We start from the raw sequence: 15,500 nt of genomic DNA on the forward strand, positions 1-15,500 counted from the left end.
TCGCCGGAACGCGTGCCCAGCGACTCGTGGCCGGCGCTGCACGGCAGACCGGTGCTGCGCCGTACGGTCGCGATCGGCCTGGTGATCTTCGTATCGGTGCTGGCCGCCCTGGCCGTCCGGGGCGTCAACGCCCTCACCGTCGGCCGCGGCGCCATCGAGACCGACCGCGACCGCGCCGAACTGCTGGCCGGCCTCCACCCCTCCCAGCACCCGGGCGCCGGCCGCTACTACGTACCGGTCGGCGCCGTCTACACGCACACCGCGGACGGCCTGCCCGTCGCCTACCTGCACTACCGGCTGGCCGGCGGGCACGAGGTCGGCGTCGGCGACTTCCTGCGCACCTACGACCTGGCCGCCCCCGGTGCGATCACTCCGCTGCCCGTCGACCTCGCCGAGGCGCTCGGCGGCGACGAGCCGGCCGAAGCGCGCGAGGTCGGGGTCCCCGACCCGTTCGCCACCCCGTCCTCGCCGTCCTCGCCGGTGCCGACGGCGTCCGCGTCCGCCGACCCATCCGCCGACCCGTCCGCCCTCCCGGGCGAAACCCCCGCCGCGGAGCCCGAGCCCACCACCCCGGAACCCACCGGCCACATCGCCCCGGCCACCGAATCCGAGTCCGAGGCCGGGTCCGCAGCCGAAACCGACCCCGCCACCGCCACCGAGCAACCCCTCCCGGCCCCGGAGGACACCCCCTCGCCCACCCCGACCCCCACCGCCGACCCCACCCCCACCCCCGTCGTCACCCCGACGCCCGCCCGCGCCCGCCGCATCTACATCGCCCCCGACCCCGCCGGCCTCCCCGGGGCCGCCGACATCTACGTCCGCGCCACCGGCTGACCGCCCGCTGGCGTACGGTGACTGCTGTACCTCGAAGGAGCCTGCAGAGAGGGAGACGCCGTGATCACCCATGACCGGCCGCAAATGAGCCTTGAGGCGTTCGAGTCCATCGCCGAGGCCGCAGCGCTCCAGGACATCGCGCTCGAGTTCATCGACGGTGAAATCGGAGTCAAGCCCGTGCCCGACGGCGACCACGGTCAGATCATCGCGTGGCTTCAGCGGATCTGCATGCAGCACCGCCCCGACCTGTGGCTCTTCGCCGAACAGGGCCTGCGCATCCCCTCGTACGAGAACGGCGACGCGCGTCCGGACGGCACCCTCGCGCCGGCCGAGTACTTCGCGGGCCAGGGCGAGTGGGCGGATGCGCGCGGCGTGCTGCTGACCGCGGAGGTCACGTCGTTCGACCGGAGGGCCGATGAGCGTGACCGCGTGAAGAAGCCCCGTGCCTACGCCGAGAGCGGCATTCCCGTCTACCTGCTGATCGACCGGGACAGTGACACCGTCACCGTCCACAGCGAGCCGGTCAAGGGCCGCTACCGTGAGATCCGGAGCTACGACTACGGGGAGCAGGTGGAACTGCCCGGCCTGGACGTCACGCTGGACACCGAGGTCCTCAAGAACTACAGCCGCTGAGCCAACCCCGGGGTGGGGATCGTCGGTTGGCGTGCTGCACTCCTGGAACGACGCTTGACACGGCGGCCGGCCGCTCGCCGGGAAGGACGCGGCCGGGGGCGAGGACGGCGACGGCTCCGTGGTCATCAGCCGGGAGGGCGCGGTCGACCGGTGCGAGATCACCGTCCGCTGCCCGGACGTCCGAGGCCGAACGAGCCCGCCCGCCCCGGGCCCTCCCGCACAGGAGGGCCCGGGCGCCACCGGATAGGGTCGCCACGCGGGCCGATGTGCGGTGCGCGCGTGGACCCGAAGGAGCTGACGTGGGCGAGGCCGTCTCCCCCGAGACCGGTGCCGACACCGTGGACCCCCGCCGGGGCGCGGAGCTCGCGGCGCGCTGGTGGAAGTGGGCGCTGTCCGCCCCGATGGAGCGCAGCCCGGTCGCCGACACCACCGGTGAGTTCGCCGGCTGGCGGCAGCCCTCGGACGTCTGGTTCCTGGCCGGCACCTACGGCGGCCGGGTCGTGCGCCGCTGTCCGATCGCCGCCGGGAAGCCGGTCTTCTTCCCGGTCTTCAACACCCAGCGGATCGCCCTCGGCCTCTCCTCCGCACCGTGGCGCGTCGAGGCCTCGCAGGCCGAGGCGGCGCTCAACGGAGTCCCGCTGAAGGTGCACGAGTTCGCCTCCAGGCGCTTCCTGGCCACCGGCATCCCGCGGGTCGCCTGGGGCCTGTGGTGCGCCCTCGACCCGCTGGCGCCCGGACAGTACGTGCTCACCGTCAAGGCCGACGCCGGCGGCTTCCTGGTCGACACCACCTACCACCTGGACGCCGTCGACCTCTGACGCCGTGTCACAGGTGCGCGAGCAGCCCGCGCAGCGGGGCCGGCTCCCGCCCGCCGTCCAGCGCCCCGACCAGCAGGTGCCCGTAGCGGATCTTGCGGCCCGACTTCGTCCCCAGGAACCGCCGCAACTGCCCCTCCGGCCGCCCGCCCTGGTGCGCGGGCTGGCGGACGAAGGTCTGCCAGGCCGGGAGGTCGCCCTCGGCCTCGACGATCTCCGCCACCCGCGCCACGCCCAGCGCGCGGATCAGCTCCTCCTCCAGGTCCGCCACGCACACGAAGAAGCCCTCGTCCGGCGCTCCGGCCCGCTGCAACCCGCGCTCGTAGAAGCCCTGTTCGTTCGCGTCGCAGAGCCCGGCCAGCCGCAGTCCCAGCCCCGGCGGCCCGAGCAGGGCGGCAAAGCGGGCGACGTTCATCGCCCCGCGCATGGAGACGACGCACACCCCTTCGGCGGCCAGGTCCCGGCCCCGCCGGGCGGCCAGCGTCTCGACGGCCGCGAGGTCGCTCGGCCCCTCCACCAGCACCGCCGTCCGCACGCCCAGGCGCTCCGCCAGCTCACCCGCCGGCCCGCCGGGGCCGCCGGCCGCCCAGTCGGTGACCGCGTCCCGGAACGCTTCGATGTCCGCCATGGAGCCGATTCTGCCCCCGCCGAGGCCACCGGTCCCGCCATTTTCCGCGGGAGCGCCGCCCTGCGGCGGAGTGCTCCTCGTCAGGACCGGGACCCCAACCGCCGTCAGTGACGGCTGAGGTAGGTGAGGACGGCGAGGACGCGGCGGTGGCCGCTGTCGGCGGGCGAGAGGCCGAGCTTGGCGAAGATGTTGCCGATGTGCTTGTGGACGGCGTTCTCGGTGATGACGAGCCGGGTCGCGAGCGTGGCGTTGTCCTTTCCCTCGGCCATCAGGCCGAGGACTTCGCGTTCGCGCGGTGTGAGGGCGGCGATCGGGTCGTGGGCGGGGCGGGTGAGGAGCTGGGCGATCACCTCGGGATCCATCACGGTGCCGCCCGCGGCGACCCGGCGCAACGCGTCGATGAACTCGCTCACCCGGCTCACCCGGTCCTTGAGGAGGTAGCCGACGCCGCCGCGCCCGTCGGAGACCAGTTCGCCGGCGTACTGCTGCTCGACGTACTGGGAGAGGACCAGCACGGGCAGGCCGGGGTGCCGGCGGCGGGCCTCGATGGCGGCGTGGATGCCCTCGTCGCGGAAGGCCGGTGGCAGCCGGACGTCGACGATGGTGACGTCCGGCCGGTGCTCGGCGACGGCGGCGAGGAAGCCGGGGGCGTCCTGGACGATCGCGGCGACCTGGAAGCCCGCGGCGGTCAGCAGCAGTTCCAGCCCGTTGGAGAGGAGGACGTTGTCCTCGGCGATCACGACCCGCACGGCAGGCTCACGGTGATCGTGGTCGGGCCGCCGCCGGGGCTGTGGAGGCGGAGGGAGCCGTCGAGCGCCAGGACGCGGTGGCGGATCCCGGCGATGCCGGTGCCCCGTGTCTCGTCGGCGCCGCCGACCCCGTCGTCGGAGGTCTCGATCGACAGCCGGTCGCCGTCGCGGGCGACGCGGACGGTGGTCCGGGTGGCCCGGCTGTGCTTGGCGGCGTTGGTGAGCGCCTCGGCGACCGTGAAGTACGCGACGGCCTCGACCGCGGCGGGGACGGTGCCGAGGGTGCCGATGTCCAGGGTGGTGTCGATCGCCGAGCGGCTCGCCAGCGAGGTCAGGGCCCCGCTGAGGCCGCGGTCGGCGAGGATCGGCGGGTAGATCGTCCGGATCACCGCGCGCAGCTCCGTCATGGCCTCCTCGGCGCTCTCGTGCGCCTCTTCCAGGAGCCTGGCCAGCATCCGGGGGTCGGTGTCCTGCAGCTCGCGGGCCAGGCCCAGGCGCATCGCGATGGCCACCAGCCGGGCCTGGGTGCCGTCGTGCAGATCGCGTTCGATGCGGCGCAGTTCCCGACCGTGCGCGTTGACGGCCCCGGCCCGGGTCTCGGTCAGCGCCTCCACCCGCCGCGCCAACTGCTCGGCGGCGGTGGGGGAGAGCAGCGCCACGCAGCTCCGGGCGTGCAGCCGCGCCAGCGGCGGGAGCAGCCAGAGGGTCAGCGCCGCGAGCACGACGAACTGCGCCGTCCCCAGGGTCAGCGCGGTGCCCCAGCCGGTCAGCGGCACCCCGGCGGCGAAGCCGCCCGCGCGGGTGCCGGCGGGCAGCGCCCACCACAGGGGCACCGTGACGGCCGTCGTGACCGCGTTGCCCGCGCAGGCCACCGCGACGAGCCCGAACGCCGGACCGCTCACCACGGAGCTGCCCAGCCACCCGAGTAGGCGCCACGTCCCGACCCGGGCGGGCCCGTCGTCCGGTGCGCGCAGCAGCCGGCCGGCGCGGCGGCGGTGCCAGGACGCCCAGGCCCGGGCCGCCCTCGGGACGACGAGGAGTACGGGCAGCGCGGCCAGGGCGAGCGCGGCGGCGCCCAGGCTTCCCAGCAGATAGCCCAGCGCGCGCCACGTCACCGACAGCCGATCGGTCCCCCGGTGCTTCATCCGGCCAAGTCTGAGGCATGGTCATCGGCGCCGGCACTACAGCCCGCCACCCTGTCTTCCCGCCCGTGGGCGGTAGCGCGTGCGCACCTCGGCCGGACCTACCGTCAACGCCCATGACAACCCGACCGATGACCCGACCGACCACTCGATCGACGCCCCGACCGACGATGCGATCCTTCACGCGGAGCCTGGCGCTGGCCGCCGTCGTGACCGCGACCCTCGCCACCACCGTGCCCGGCGCGACGGCCGCCGCCGAGCGTCCGGAGGCACGCCTGCAGCGCGACGCCGACGCGATCACCGCACTCGGCGTGACGGGCGTGCAGGCCCGCCTGACCACCTCCGCCGGCGGCGACGCGACCGCCACCAGCGGCGTCGGCGATCTGGCGGACGGGCGGCCGGTGCCGGCCGACGGCCACTTCCGGATCGCCAGCGTCACCAAGACCTTCGTGGCCACCGTGGTCCTGCAACTCGTCGGCGAGGGCCGGCTCTCGCTGGACGACCGGATCGAGCGGTGGCTGCCCGGCGTGGTGTCCGGCAACGGCAACGACGGGCGTGCGATCACCGTCCGCCAGCTGCTCCAGCACACCAGCGGCCTCCACGACGACTACCCCGACTACACCTCGGCGGAGGACTTCCAGCGGCACCGCGACGACAGCTGGACCCCCGAGCAGATCGTCGCCCGGGCGATGGGCCACGGCCCGGACTCCGAACCCGGTGAGCAGTGGCGCTACGGCAACACCGGCTACGTCCTGCTCGGCATGATCGTCGAGCGGGTCACCGGGCGGACCTGGGACGTGGAGGTCGGGGAGCGGATCACCCGGCCGCTCGGCCTCCACCACACCCTCCGGCCGGGGACGTCCCCCGAGCTGCCCCAGCCGCACGCCCGCACCTACCAGGGCTTCGGGCCCGGCGAGCCGCTGGTCGACGTCACCGAGCAGGTCGGCCCGGGCACCAACGGGGAGGCCGGGCTCGTCTCCACCACCGCCGACCTCGACCGGTTCTTCGGCGCCCTGCTCGGCGGCCGGCTGCTGCCGCCGGCGCAGCTGGCGCAGATGAAGCGGACCGTCCGGGTCGGCGAGGAGTTCCGCGCGCTGATGCCGCGCGCCCGCGACGGCCTGGGGCTGTTCTCCCGCCCGCTGTCCTGCGGCGGGCGCTACTGGGGCCACGAGGGCGGCGACGCCGGCTGGGTCACCGCCACCGGCAGCACCGCCGACGGCCGGCGCACCGTCACGGTCTCGCTGTCGGGTGTGCTCGCGGCCTCCGCGGCCGACGTGCTGGGCGTGGAGCGGGCCGTGAGCAAGCTCGTCGACGACGCCCTGTGCGCGGCGCCGGGCGCACGCTCGTAGAAGCGTCGGCGGAGTGGGAAGTCGGTGGGGGCGACTTCCCACTCCGCGCTACCGCGCGTCGGTGGTCCGTGTGCTCGCCGCCGCCGCCGCGACCATGCGGTGCATGACGGCCACCGGCAGGCTCGGGTTGACGGCGGCGTCCTCGGCGGTGAACGGGTCCCGGAGCGCGGCGGCCAGCAGCGCCGGCGGCAGGGCCGGGTGCCGGTGGGCGAAGCTGTTGAGGTAGGAGGCGTCGTCGGCGGCCAGCGCGGCGACCGTGGCGGGGGAGAGTCGGGGGTCGTGGGCGGCCTTCCGGCGGACCATCGGGTCCGGGTCGCGGGCGAGGCGCTCGGCGTCGGCGGCGGTGGACGCGGGGTCGTCCAGGGCGAGCCGGCGCATGTGCGGGCGGGGGTCGTCGAGGAAGCGGAGCAGGCCGTCGCGCGGGAAGTTGGGGTGGTTGAGCGGGCGGCCGGGGAAGGAGAAGCTACCGGTCCAGCCCTCCTCCCAGAGGCCGAGCAGCAGCTCGGCGGGGGCGTCGTCGCAGGACTCGGTGAGGAAGAGGCGGACGGCGAAGTCCTCGTCCCGGGCGAGCAGTTCGACGACGTCCGGGGGGAGTCGGCGGGCGCGGGCGACGCTGCGGCGTATCCAGGCCTTCGGGGAGGCGGCCAACTGCCGCATGGCGTCGGTGTCGTGGTGGAGGGCGGCGACCCAGGGGAGGGCGTAGGTCCGGTCGCCCGGGTCGATGTCGGGGACGGCGTCGGCCAGTTCGGCGAGCGCCTCCGGCGTCGCGGGCGGCTCGGAATCCGGGCTGCGGCCGGGTTCGGGGGCGGGTTCACCTTCACGGGCCGCGTCGGCCGCCTTCCGCAACTGCTCGTGGTCGGCCCGCCCGACGGTGGCGGCGAGCAGACGGTCCCACCGGGCGGGCGAGAGGTTGCTGCGGCGGAGGAGGCCGGTGTGTCCGGCGTCGAGGAGGGCGAGGTGTACGTCCGTCGGGGCGGCCTCGTTGAAGACCAGGCAGTCCAGCCACATCTCGACGAGCTCCGCGCCCGGTCCGGGTGGCGCGAACAGCGGGGCCCACACGGCGTCGTCGTCCGGGTGATCGTCGGTCTCCACCGGGGCAGGGTAGCGGAGGCGCGGGAACGGGCTACCCGGCGTCGGCCGTGACGCGGTCGAGCTCGGCGGCGGGGTAGGGCGTGCGCTTGCTCTCGGTGAGCAGCCGGCGCTGGAAGCCGCCCAGGACGACGGCGGTCCGGGCGTGCCGGTCGACGATCGCCGCCACCTCCGCCGGGACGCCGTCGGGCCGCCGGCCGGCGAGCCACCGCTCCAGGAAGGCGGTCGCCTCGGTCTCGCCCCGATAGGGGGTGAGGAGGTGGTGGCGGAGCAGGTGGGTCACGGTGTGGTCGCGGTCGTAGGCGCGGTGGCGGTCGAGGAACCGCCGTTCCTCCGGGGAGAGTTCGAAGTCCGTGCTGAGCGCGAGCCCGAGGTCCGCGAAGTAGACGCGTTGGCCGTCGGTGAGGAGGTTCTCGAAGTGGGCGTCGAAGTGCACGAGCCCGCGCGAGCGCATGAAGGCCGCGCCGCGTGCCACGGCGTCGGCCGCCCACCCGTACCGGCCCGCGTCCTGCTGCTCGCGCAGCCGGGCGGCGAGCGTCTGCGGCAGGTGCTCCAGGAAGAGCACCAGGCTGTGGCGGGCCCGGCCGATCGCCTCCAGCCGCTCGCGCACGGCCGGGGAACCGTCCCAGTGGGCGACGGCGCCGTCGACGCCGCCGAGGAAGTCCATGAAGCCCTCGGGTGGCGTGTCGGGCAGCACGCGCCAGTGGTACATCAGCGGGAAGCCGTCGTACTCCCCGCCCAGGACCCAGTGGGTGGTCATGGTGTGCGCGGCCAGCTCCCGCCAGGCGCCGAACCCGGCCGAGCCGATCCCGTACTGGTAGAAGACGGGCAGGCCGAAGTGGTTCGCCGTGGAGCGGACGTTCTCCGGGCGGAGTTCGAGGTCCGTCAGCGGCACCTTCTTGACGAACACCCGCGTCCCGTCGACCTCCAGGGCCGCCGAGGTACCGCCGACGCCGGTCCCGAGGGGCCGGGCGTCGGCCACGACCTCACCGAGCCGCCGGTCGCCGAGCAGGGACAGGCGGGTCGCGATGGAACCGTAGGCGGCGAGCCGGGCCGGCTCCGGGGCTTCGACGTGACGCAACTGCCGCTCCTCGCTCGGTGGTCAGGCCAACATAGGTGACGCTGTCGGCCTGGGGCGACCGCTTTCCGGGTGGGCGGCGCACTCGTAGGTGTTCTGCGATGCCTCGTTCCCGTTGCCAACTGGTCGACTGGCACAGCGTGTCGCTGCGAACCGGGTCGACGGAGGTACCTGATGGCACCTACTCTCCTGGTAGGAAACGAAGTTGCCGCGTAGGCCGCCCCGGCCGGCGGAGCTGGCCCGAGTCCTGGAGAGGCAGCGGCGATGATGAAGCGGACTCGCCTGGTGCTGGCGGCCACGGCCGGGGTTCTGGTCGTAGCGGGCACGGCCACCGCAGTGGCCGTGGCCCGCGATTCTGCGGGCGTGGTCGTACAGGAGGATCTTCCGCTCTCGCCCGAGATGCAGCGATACGTGAAGGATCCGGCCGCATTCGAGGAACTCCTGCGCACGAGTCCCCCCCACGCCACTGATGGAACGAGTGGACCCGTCTGGGAAGTAGAGGCGGACGTGGGTCCGCGACGTCTGTCACGGACCCACGGTCCTGCGGGTTGATCAGTTGGCGTTGGGCCAGTTGATCATGCCGGCGGCGTTTCCTCCGTGGTTGGACGAGTAGAGGTAGTTCTCGACCCACTGGTTATGGTCGTCGGCGATGCGGTGGCTGTTCGTTCCCACGATCTGGCTGTTGACACCGAAGTCGATGATCATGGGGCCGCCGCTGGCTCCGCCACCCATGTCGCAGGCAAGCTTGAGGCGGTTGTCGAGCGGATTCCAGTTGCCGGCGTCTACGGCGTTGCCGTGGCAGCACATCGGCTTGGTTCCGTTGCAGAGCTCTGCGCCCGTGAGTCCCACAAGTCGCCGCCACCACGCTTCGTCCCTGCTCTGGATCTGATCTCCGAAGACGATCTCTAGCCCGGCGGCCGGAGGCGCGCGAAGCGGCGGACGACCGGGGCGAGGTAGTCGGCGTGCGGGCCGGGCAGGCCCGGCAGGTCGGCGGGGGAGCGGAGGAAGGCCAGCTCGACCAGCTCGCGCTCGGGCGGCGCGAGGGCGCCGAACCGCTCGCGCAGCACCGGCTCGGGCTGCGGCGGGGCGAGGAAGAGCACGCCGACGCTGCCGTACCGGCCCCGGGTGACCGCCCACATCGCCAACTCGCCCGGCCCGGCGGTCACCCCGGTCTCCTCGGTCAGCTCCCGGGCGGCGTTGCGGCGCAGCGCGGCGAGGTCCAGGCGCTCGCCGTCGGGCGGGGGTTCGACGGCGCCGCCGGGCGGCTGCCAGCGTCCGGGGGCGGCGGTGGTCGGGGACATCCGGCCGACGAGCAGGCGGCCGTCGTCGGTGGGCTGCAGGACGCTCACGGAGAGGGAGGCGGTGGGGGCGGCGGAGGCGGTGACGTGGCGGAGCGCGTAGTGCCGGTACGTCACGCGCGACCAGAAGACGTGGAGTTCACCCGGCCGGGGCCACGAGGTGCCCGCGCACGCCACCACCGGGCCGTCGAAGAGTGTGGGATTGGCCAGGACCATCTCCGCCCAGACGCGGTCCCGGGCCCGCCGCTCCTCGGCGGTCAGGCGGGCGGCGGGCACTTCGACGAGCCGGATGCGGCGGACGCCGAGGACCTCGGCGGGCGGCGGGAGGAACGGCGAGGGTGTCTCGGGCATCCGCCCATGGAAGCAGGAACCGGCCGCGCGGTCAGCTCGGCGCGACGGGTGCGTTCGGGAAGCCGTGGGCGCGGTCGGCGGCGGTCACCACCCAGAGCGGGAACTGCTCCAGCCGGATCGGCGGTGAGGCGGGGAAGTCGGGGCGCAGCACGGCGTCGGGGAAGAAGGCGACCCGGCAGCGGCGGCAGAACCAGGCGGCCTGCCAGACGTGCTGGTGACGCTGCCAGTGGGCGTGCAGCAGGCCGTAGTTCTCGACGAACCTGCGTTCGTGGCGGCGGCGCGAGACGACGCGCGCGATCAGCCCGACGGCGAGCAGGAACCCGGGGACGATGAGCGTGCCGACGAAGTAGGCGATCAGCTCGGCCGTTTCGGCGCCTTCGAGGTCCTCCCTGAAGGACTTGGTGACGCTCAGGAGACCGAACACGGCGAACACGCCCGAGAGGGAGTAGAAGGTGATCGCCACGACGCTCCGGTGCCGGCCCGGCTGCGGCGGGGGCGGAGGGGCGAGCAGGGCCCGGGTGGGCTCGTCGAGCGGCGGTTCGGCGGTGGGCGCGAGGGCGTGCGGAACGGCGACGGACTGGTCCGAGGCGGAGCACTGCGGGCAGGTGGCGCTCACGAGCGGTCGACTCCTGGGGCAGGGGCGGGAGTTGGTGCGCGCAGTACAGCACAGAAAGCCGACACGCGGGTGGACCGGTCGGCGGGGCGCAAAAGCGGGGGACAGGGTGCGTCCGGATGGGATACGAATTGTCCGGTGAAGTTGAGCACCACGGTCCACCGGGTCCGGCACGGCGGAGAGGAGTACCGGGTGGTGAAGGCCGGCCCGAGGTCGGGTCGTGCCGTGCTGTACGACAACGGCTGGTCGCTGGACATGTACGTGGACCGGCAGGCGGCGGAGAGCCTGGCGGTGGCGTGGGGGCTGGCCGCGCGGTCGCGGCGGTCGCTGGTGTACGTGCCGCTGAAGGCGGGCCGCGAGGGGCCGGCGGGGACCGGCGAGTGGCAGCGGTCGTCGGTGGCGCTGGACCTGGTGCTGGTGCAGCCCGGGTTGGGGTTCCCGCCCTCGCGCTGGAAGGCGGTGCGCGGTCGGCTGGGTGCGGGGAAGCCGCAGACGATGGAGATCCCCGAGACCGACTTCCCGAGGGACGACGAGGACGACGAGCAGCCCGCGCACCACGGGGGTCGGGGCGACGAGCTCTGCTTCGGCTACGCCGCGGAGACCCTGTTCCTCACCGGCAGCGCCACGGCGTTCCGCTCGACCGGCGCACTGGTGCATTCCCTGGTGGCCGACGGCCCGGCCCGCGCCCTGAGCTACCCGAAGACCCACGAGTGCGTGACCCTGGAACACGACGGCGCCCGATTCGGCCGCCCCCTGCGCCACACCCCGGGCGCGCTGCACATCGAGTACGCCCACGGCTGGAAGGTCGCCTGAGAACCCGGCGGCGGTCGCGGCGTCAGCCGGCGCCGTGTCGACGGCTGAACGGCGGCGGGAGTCCAGCCGTCGACGGTGCGGGGCCGGCTGCTCGGGGCGCGTCGGTCAGGCCGTGTTCCTGGTGACGAACTCGGCGATGGCGTCCTCCATCTGCTGGAGGCCGGGGTCTTCGAGGGGGTAGTGGCCGGCATTTTCGAGCATGCCAGGTCGCTACTTCCTCACCCGCTCCGGGCACGGCGACGAAACGCGCTACCGCGGCACCCTGAGCGACGCCTTCACCCTCACCACCGGCGGCACCTGCGCCTCACTCGTCGGCTCCGCCGTCGAAGAAGCGTTCGCCCACCGCCGCCCCCGCACCGGCGGCCCCGCCCGCCTCGCCGCCGAACACACCGGCGCCCGCCTGCTCACCTTCCGCTACGCGGGTCTCACCCGCACCGCACTGACCGTCGGCGGCTCCGAACACCTCGGCCTGCCCGAGGCCTTCCCCCACCTCGACAGCGTCGATGTGGGCCTCGGCTGGTTCGGCCGGGCCACCCGCCCGGTCCAGACCGCCACCCACCTCGCCGCACCCCTCCTGCGCACCCCCGCGATCCGCGGCGCCGTCACCAGGCTCTCCCAGCGCCTCCCCGGCTCCACCCGCGAACCCGACCCCGACGGCCGGGCCCTCGTGATCGCCACCGCCCGCGACGTGGCAGGCCGGCCTCTGGCCACCACCGCCCTCACTGGCCCCGACCCCTACGAGATGACCGGCACCCTCCTCGCCTGGGGCGCAAGCCACGCTGCCACCGCCGGTGTCACCCTCACCCCCGGCGCCCACGGCCCCGTCACGGCCTTCGGACTCCGGACACTCCGCCACGGCGCCGCCCAAGCCGGCCTGCACGAAGCCGAGTCCACAGGCATCCCCGGGTAGCGGCCGAAGGGCGTCGGGACGCATGCGCAACACGACCCGGTTCGCGGAGCGGCCGAACCCGGGGTGGTCCGGGCGTCCCGTGCGGGAGGGCAGAGGGCCGCGCAGCCTGGCCACGTACCGCCGGTACGCCCGCGCCTCGGCCGAGGTGGCCTGGACGGTGGCGAGACGGTCGGGGAACAGGACGCTTCCGGCGTGCAGTTGGGCGGCGGTCCCGAACCGGTTGCCGTGCAGGCGGCCGGTCACCAGCCGGCCCCGGTCGACCCGGAACCAGACCTCGCGCCGGTTGCCGAACAGCACGATGCTCTCGCGGAGATCGTGCACGTCGGTGTACACCTCGAAGTCCCAGTCGCCCGTGGGCGTTCCAGGAGCGTGGTGCCCACGAAGGCGGTGCATGAAGCGGGGGAGGTCGACAGGGGTACCGAAGGGGAGTACCGCGTCGGCGAAGGGCTCACCGGCGATGAAGTGAAGCCTGAACTCCAGCCCGTACAGCCGCCCGTGGACCTTTCTCCTGATGGAGAGCGAGAACATGTCCGCGTCGTCGAAGCTGGAGTGGTGCTCGGGACGGACGTGCCGGCTCAGGTACTCGAACGAGAGCGTCCGCCGATCGACGAGCAGGCCGGGGATCCGTGCGGCGGAGCCGTGCAGCAGGTAGAGGCACATCAGGTCCACCGGATGTGTCTCGCGTGCCAGGTGAGTGAAGAACCCATCGGAAAAACCGTCCCGCAAAGCGTCTCCAGCCCTCCCGCCCCCGCTGCGCCGTGGGCACCGGCAAATCTACGGCAGACGTGAGGAGTTCAGCGGCCCCCGACCGGAGAGCCCGGTCGGGGGCCGAGGAGGACCGGCGGTGGTGCTGCCGCCCGCCAGGACGTGTTGGCGGGCGTCCGAGTCGTCGAGCGCGCGGTACCTCACCACGGGGTCGCCGGCTCGCACCAAGGCAGTCGCGCATGCGAGACACCATGGCCGTGGCGGTTGTACGTCGAGATCCTCGATCACTGCTGGAGCGGTGCGGCACTCGACACAAACAGCCATGGTGTCCGCGCGGTTCTCAGGACCAGGCCGAGCTGCACTGGGTGCAGCCCCACTGGCCGTACAACGAGGGCCCTGACCGGTGTGCGGTCACGGCCCCGAAGCGTGGGGTTCAGATGGTGCCGAACTCATTGGCCTGGACAGCAGTGACGAAGGATCGCCAGGCGTCGGAGGGAAAGACGAGTGCGGGGCCGGACGGGTCCTTGGAGTCGCGGACGGAGACGAGGCCGGGGAGGTTGGGAGCGACCTCAACGCACGACCCCCCATTGTTGCTGTACGTGCTCTTGCACCACTGGGTCGTCGCGAGTGCCGCTTCGACACTGTCGATCGTCATTTGAGGCCTCCCAGTTCGAGTGGATCCGAACTCTGTCCACAGTAGACGCGTAGAGGGGCCAGGCGAATCCCAGAACCGGCCGCATAGCGAGGGCCCAGGCCGCCTTGGCGGCCAGGGCCCCGGGGTGGTGGTGATCAGATGGTGCCGAACTCGCCGGCCTGGATGGCGGTGACGAAGGATCGCCAGGCGTCGGAGGGGAAGACGAGTGCGGGGCCGGACGGGTCCTTGGAGTCGCGGACGGGGACGAGGCCGGGGAAGTCGGGGGTCACCTCAACGCAGGTCCCCCCGTTGTCGCTGTAGGAGGACTTGAACCAGGCTGCGATGGACAGGTCTACGGGGCCGATCATGACGTTCCTTTCACGCCTGACGGATCATCTCCAGAGAGGCGGCTTTCGGCAGCGCTTCCACTGTGAGGTGATGGTAGTCCCTTTCCAAAGGGCGGGCGGTTTCGCTCTGCCGAGCGAGGAACCCGCGCATCTGGCACTCCGAGTAGGCGAGGAGTGACCGGTCCGCCATGGTCAGTAGAGTGACCACCTTGCTGAACGGCAGCTCCTCGGCGAGGCTGTACGGCGCGATCTGGATGGTGATGTTGGGCCTTGCTGCCCGCTCCTCCAGGTGGCGGAGCTGGCGTCGCATCACCTCACGTCCGCCCACCGGGCGACGGAGACAGCCTTCGTCGAGGACGAAGTGAAGCCAAGGCGCGGGCTTTCGCTCCAACAGCTTCTGGCGAGTGAGCAGAAAGTTGACTCGGTCGTCCGCCTGTTCCTGGGTGATCTTTCCACGTCGCACAGCAGCGGCGGCGAATGCCGCCGCATATTCCTGGGTCTGTAGGAGTCCAGGGACGATGCCGAGTTCGAAGTGGCGAATCTCGACCGCCTTGGCCTCCTGAGCTGCGTACTCGGGAAACCCTTCGAGGAGTGAGGTGTTGCTGATGTTCCAGAACATCAGCTCCAGGGTTCCGCCGGTATCAAGCGCATCATCGGACTTGATGGCGAAGAGCTGGGTGGGATTGCGCGTCCCTCTTTCGATGGAGGACACGAGGGTGTCGCTGTAGCCGATGATCTTCCCCAGATCGACCTGGGTGAACCCCTTCGCCTCGCGCGATCTGCGGAGTTGAACTCCGAAAGCCGCCGCAGGCGATGACGTTGGGTCAAGTTCCGTTCGCCGCATGTTCGATCGCCTCCCGCAGCCCGAATCCCACATGGCCGAAGTGTCCAGTGCGAACCCTTCCGATCGTAGCCCAGATCGCCCCACCATGGATACGGGTCGTAGCGATCCCTATGCACAGCGCAACCAGGAGCCCCCATGCCCAGTCGCCCCCGCATGCCCGTTTACACCCCCACCGTCGGCGAGGTCGTCCGCGACCTCGGGCACCGGGACTTCTCCGGCAAGCCCATCGAGGCCGTGTACATGGACACCCTCGCCGGGCTCGTCCACCTCCGGCCCGAATCCGGCGGCTGCGAGTGGACCACCAAGCCCGAACACGTCCAGGCCCTCGCCGAGCCCCGCTTCGTCACCGTCCAGCACCCCAGCCGGCCGCGCACCGCCGACGTGGCGTGAGGCTGCTCGCCGCCGTCCTCGGCGTCGCCACCCTCTCCGCCCTCGCCGCCATGGCCGTCTGCTGGCCCATCCACGACGGGCCCCTCGCGCCCCAACTCCTCATCTTCGGGCTGATCCTCACCATCGGAATCTCCGCCGGACTGCCCGCCTGCTTCACCCGGCTCTCGCCCAACAGGAGCACCCCATGCTTCACCACCTCCCCGCCATCCTCACCACCCCGCCCCGCCGACGCCTCGGCCACCAGGCCCTCATCCTCAACCGCGACGGCGCCGTCCTCC

The 15,500-nt window shown here is 72.9% G+C and carries 19 protein-coding genes; 8 read left to right on the top strand and 11 right to left on the bottom strand.

Annotated elements, in window-relative coordinates; translation table 11 throughout:
* Positions 1-12 precede the first annotated feature (12 nt).
* The 3 genes from ACFU9E_RS14320 (at position 13) to ACFU9E_RS14330 (ending at position 2,285) form a co-directional block, all read left to right on the top strand.
* Positions 13-834, top strand: a complete 822-nt coding sequence (locus ACFU9E_RS14320) for a hypothetical protein (RefSeq protein ID WP_380686164.1) — start codon at positions 13-15, stop codon at positions 832-834.
* Between the two features lie 84 nt (positions 835-918).
* Positions 919-1,467: a Uma2 family endonuclease gene (locus tag ACFU9E_RS14325; RefSeq protein WP_380686161.1), complete on the top strand. Its 549-nt coding sequence runs from the start codon at positions 919-921 to the stop codon at positions 1,465-1,467.
* A 299-nt stretch (positions 1,468-1,766) separates the two neighbouring features.
* A complete protein-coding gene (locus ACFU9E_RS14330) occupies positions 1,767-2,285 on the top strand; it encodes a hypothetical protein (protein ID WP_380686158.1) in 519 nt (172 codons plus the stop codon).
* 7 nt (positions 2,286-2,292) lie between these two features.
* On the opposite strand, the gene ACFU9E_RS14335 is transcribed toward ACFU9E_RS14330, so the two are convergent.
* From ACFU9E_RS14335 to ACFU9E_RS14345, 3 genes are all read right to left on the bottom strand, one after another.
* A complete protein-coding gene (locus tag ACFU9E_RS14335; protein WP_380686156.1) occupies positions 2,293-2,910 on the bottom strand; it encodes a TOPRIM nucleotidyl transferase/hydrolase domain-containing protein in 618 nt (205 codons plus the stop codon).
* A gap of 104 nt (positions 2,911-3,014) precedes the next feature.
* Positions 3,015-3,659, bottom strand: a complete 645-nt coding sequence (locus ACFU9E_RS14340; protein WP_380686153.1) for a response regulator — start codon at positions 3,657-3,659, stop codon at positions 3,015-3,017.
* The gene (locus tag ACFU9E_RS14345; RefSeq protein ID WP_380686150.1) at positions 3,647-4,804 is read right to left on the bottom strand and encodes a sensor histidine kinase; all 1,158 of its coding nucleotides are present in this window, start codon (positions 4,802-4,804) and stop codon (positions 3,647-3,649) included. Before ACFU9E_RS14345 ends, ACFU9E_RS14340 begins: the two co-directional genes overlap by 13 nt.
* 167 nt (positions 4,805-4,971) lie before the next feature.
* Here ACFU9E_RS14345 and ACFU9E_RS14350 point away from each other — a divergent pair, with 167 nt between their 5' ends.
* Positions 4,972-6,150, top strand: coding sequence for a serine hydrolase domain-containing protein (locus ACFU9E_RS14350; protein WP_380686148.1), 1,179 nt, complete (start codon positions 4,972-4,974; stop codon positions 6,148-6,150).
* A 48-nt stretch (positions 6,151-6,198) separates the two neighbouring features.
* On the opposite strand, the gene ACFU9E_RS14355 is transcribed toward ACFU9E_RS14350, so the two are convergent.
* The 5 genes from ACFU9E_RS14355 to ACFU9E_RS14375 form a co-directional block, all read right to left on the bottom strand.
* Positions 6,199-7,242 (bottom strand): hypothetical protein, encoded by a 1,044-nt coding sequence (locus ACFU9E_RS14355; RefSeq protein WP_380685822.1) that lies wholly within the window; start codon positions 7,240-7,242, stop codon positions 6,199-6,201.
* Between the two features lie 31 nt (positions 7,243-7,273).
* Entirely contained in the window at positions 7,274-8,320 is a 1,047-nt protein-coding gene (locus ACFU9E_RS14360) for a protein kinase family protein (RefSeq protein ID WP_380685824.1), read from the bottom strand.
* A 549-nt stretch (positions 8,321-8,869) separates the two neighbouring features.
* Positions 8,870-9,166, bottom strand: coding sequence for a hypothetical protein (locus tag ACFU9E_RS14365; RefSeq protein WP_380685826.1), 297 nt, complete (start codon positions 9,164-9,166; stop codon positions 8,870-8,872).
* A 56-nt stretch (positions 9,167-9,222) separates the two neighbouring features.
* Entirely contained in the window at positions 9,223-9,966 is a 744-nt protein-coding gene (locus tag ACFU9E_RS14370; RefSeq protein WP_380685828.1) for an NUDIX hydrolase, read from the bottom strand.
* 31 nt (positions 9,967-9,997) lie between these two features.
* A complete protein-coding gene (locus ACFU9E_RS14375; protein WP_380685830.1) occupies positions 9,998-10,582 on the bottom strand; it encodes a hypothetical protein in 585 nt (194 codons plus the stop codon).
* A 135-nt stretch (positions 10,583-10,717) separates the two neighbouring features.
* Between ACFU9E_RS14375 and ACFU9E_RS14380 the strand changes: the two genes are divergently transcribed.
* From ACFU9E_RS14380 to ACFU9E_RS14390, 3 genes are all read left to right on the top strand, one after another.
* Positions 10,718-11,392 (top strand): hypothetical protein, encoded by a 675-nt coding sequence (locus ACFU9E_RS14380; protein ID WP_380685832.1) that lies wholly within the window; start codon positions 10,718-10,720, stop codon positions 11,390-11,392.
* A 199-nt stretch (positions 11,393-11,591) separates the two neighbouring features.
* A complete protein-coding gene (locus tag ACFU9E_RS14385) occupies positions 11,592-12,302 on the top strand; it encodes a hypothetical protein (protein ID WP_380685834.1) in 711 nt (236 codons plus the stop codon).
* A 192-nt stretch (positions 12,303-12,494) separates the two neighbouring features.
* Positions 12,495-13,091 carry a hypothetical protein gene (locus ACFU9E_RS14390; protein WP_380685836.1) on the top strand — a complete coding sequence of 199 codons (597 nt, stop codon included), beginning with the start codon at positions 12,495-12,497 and terminating at the stop codon, positions 13,089-13,091.
* 349 nt (positions 13,092-13,440) lie between these two features.
* Here ACFU9E_RS14390 and ACFU9E_RS14395 read toward each other — a convergent pair whose 3' ends face one another.
* From ACFU9E_RS14395 to ACFU9E_RS14405, 3 genes are all read right to left on the bottom strand, one after another.
* The gene (locus ACFU9E_RS14395) at positions 13,441-13,662 is read right to left on the bottom strand and encodes a DUF397 domain-containing protein (RefSeq protein ID WP_380685838.1); all 222 of its coding nucleotides are present in this window, start codon (positions 13,660-13,662) and stop codon (positions 13,441-13,443) included.
* A gap of 134 nt (positions 13,663-13,796) precedes the next feature.
* Positions 13,797-14,009 (bottom strand): DUF397 domain-containing protein, encoded by a 213-nt coding sequence (locus tag ACFU9E_RS14400; RefSeq protein WP_380685840.1) that lies wholly within the window; start codon positions 14,007-14,009, stop codon positions 13,797-13,799.
* A gap of 10 nt (positions 14,010-14,019) precedes the next feature.
* Positions 14,020-14,832: a Scr1 family TA system antitoxin-like transcriptional regulator gene (locus ACFU9E_RS14405; protein ID WP_380685842.1), complete on the bottom strand. Its 813-nt coding sequence runs from the start codon at positions 14,830-14,832 to the stop codon at positions 14,020-14,022.
* A 135-nt stretch (positions 14,833-14,967) separates the two neighbouring features.
* Between ACFU9E_RS14405 and ACFU9E_RS14410 the strand changes: the two genes are divergently transcribed.
* The gene (locus ACFU9E_RS14410) at positions 14,968-15,222 is read left to right on the top strand and encodes a hypothetical protein (RefSeq protein WP_380685844.1); all 255 of its coding nucleotides are present in this window, start codon (positions 14,968-14,970) and stop codon (positions 15,220-15,222) included.
* The last annotated feature ends 278 nt before the right edge of the window (positions 15,223-15,500 follow it).

It is taken from the genome of Kitasatospora sp. NPDC057595 (assembly GCF_042800875.1).
In the GTDB taxonomy this organism is placed as follows: domain Bacteria; phylum Actinomycetota; class Actinomycetes; order Streptomycetales; family Streptomycetaceae; genus Kitasatospora.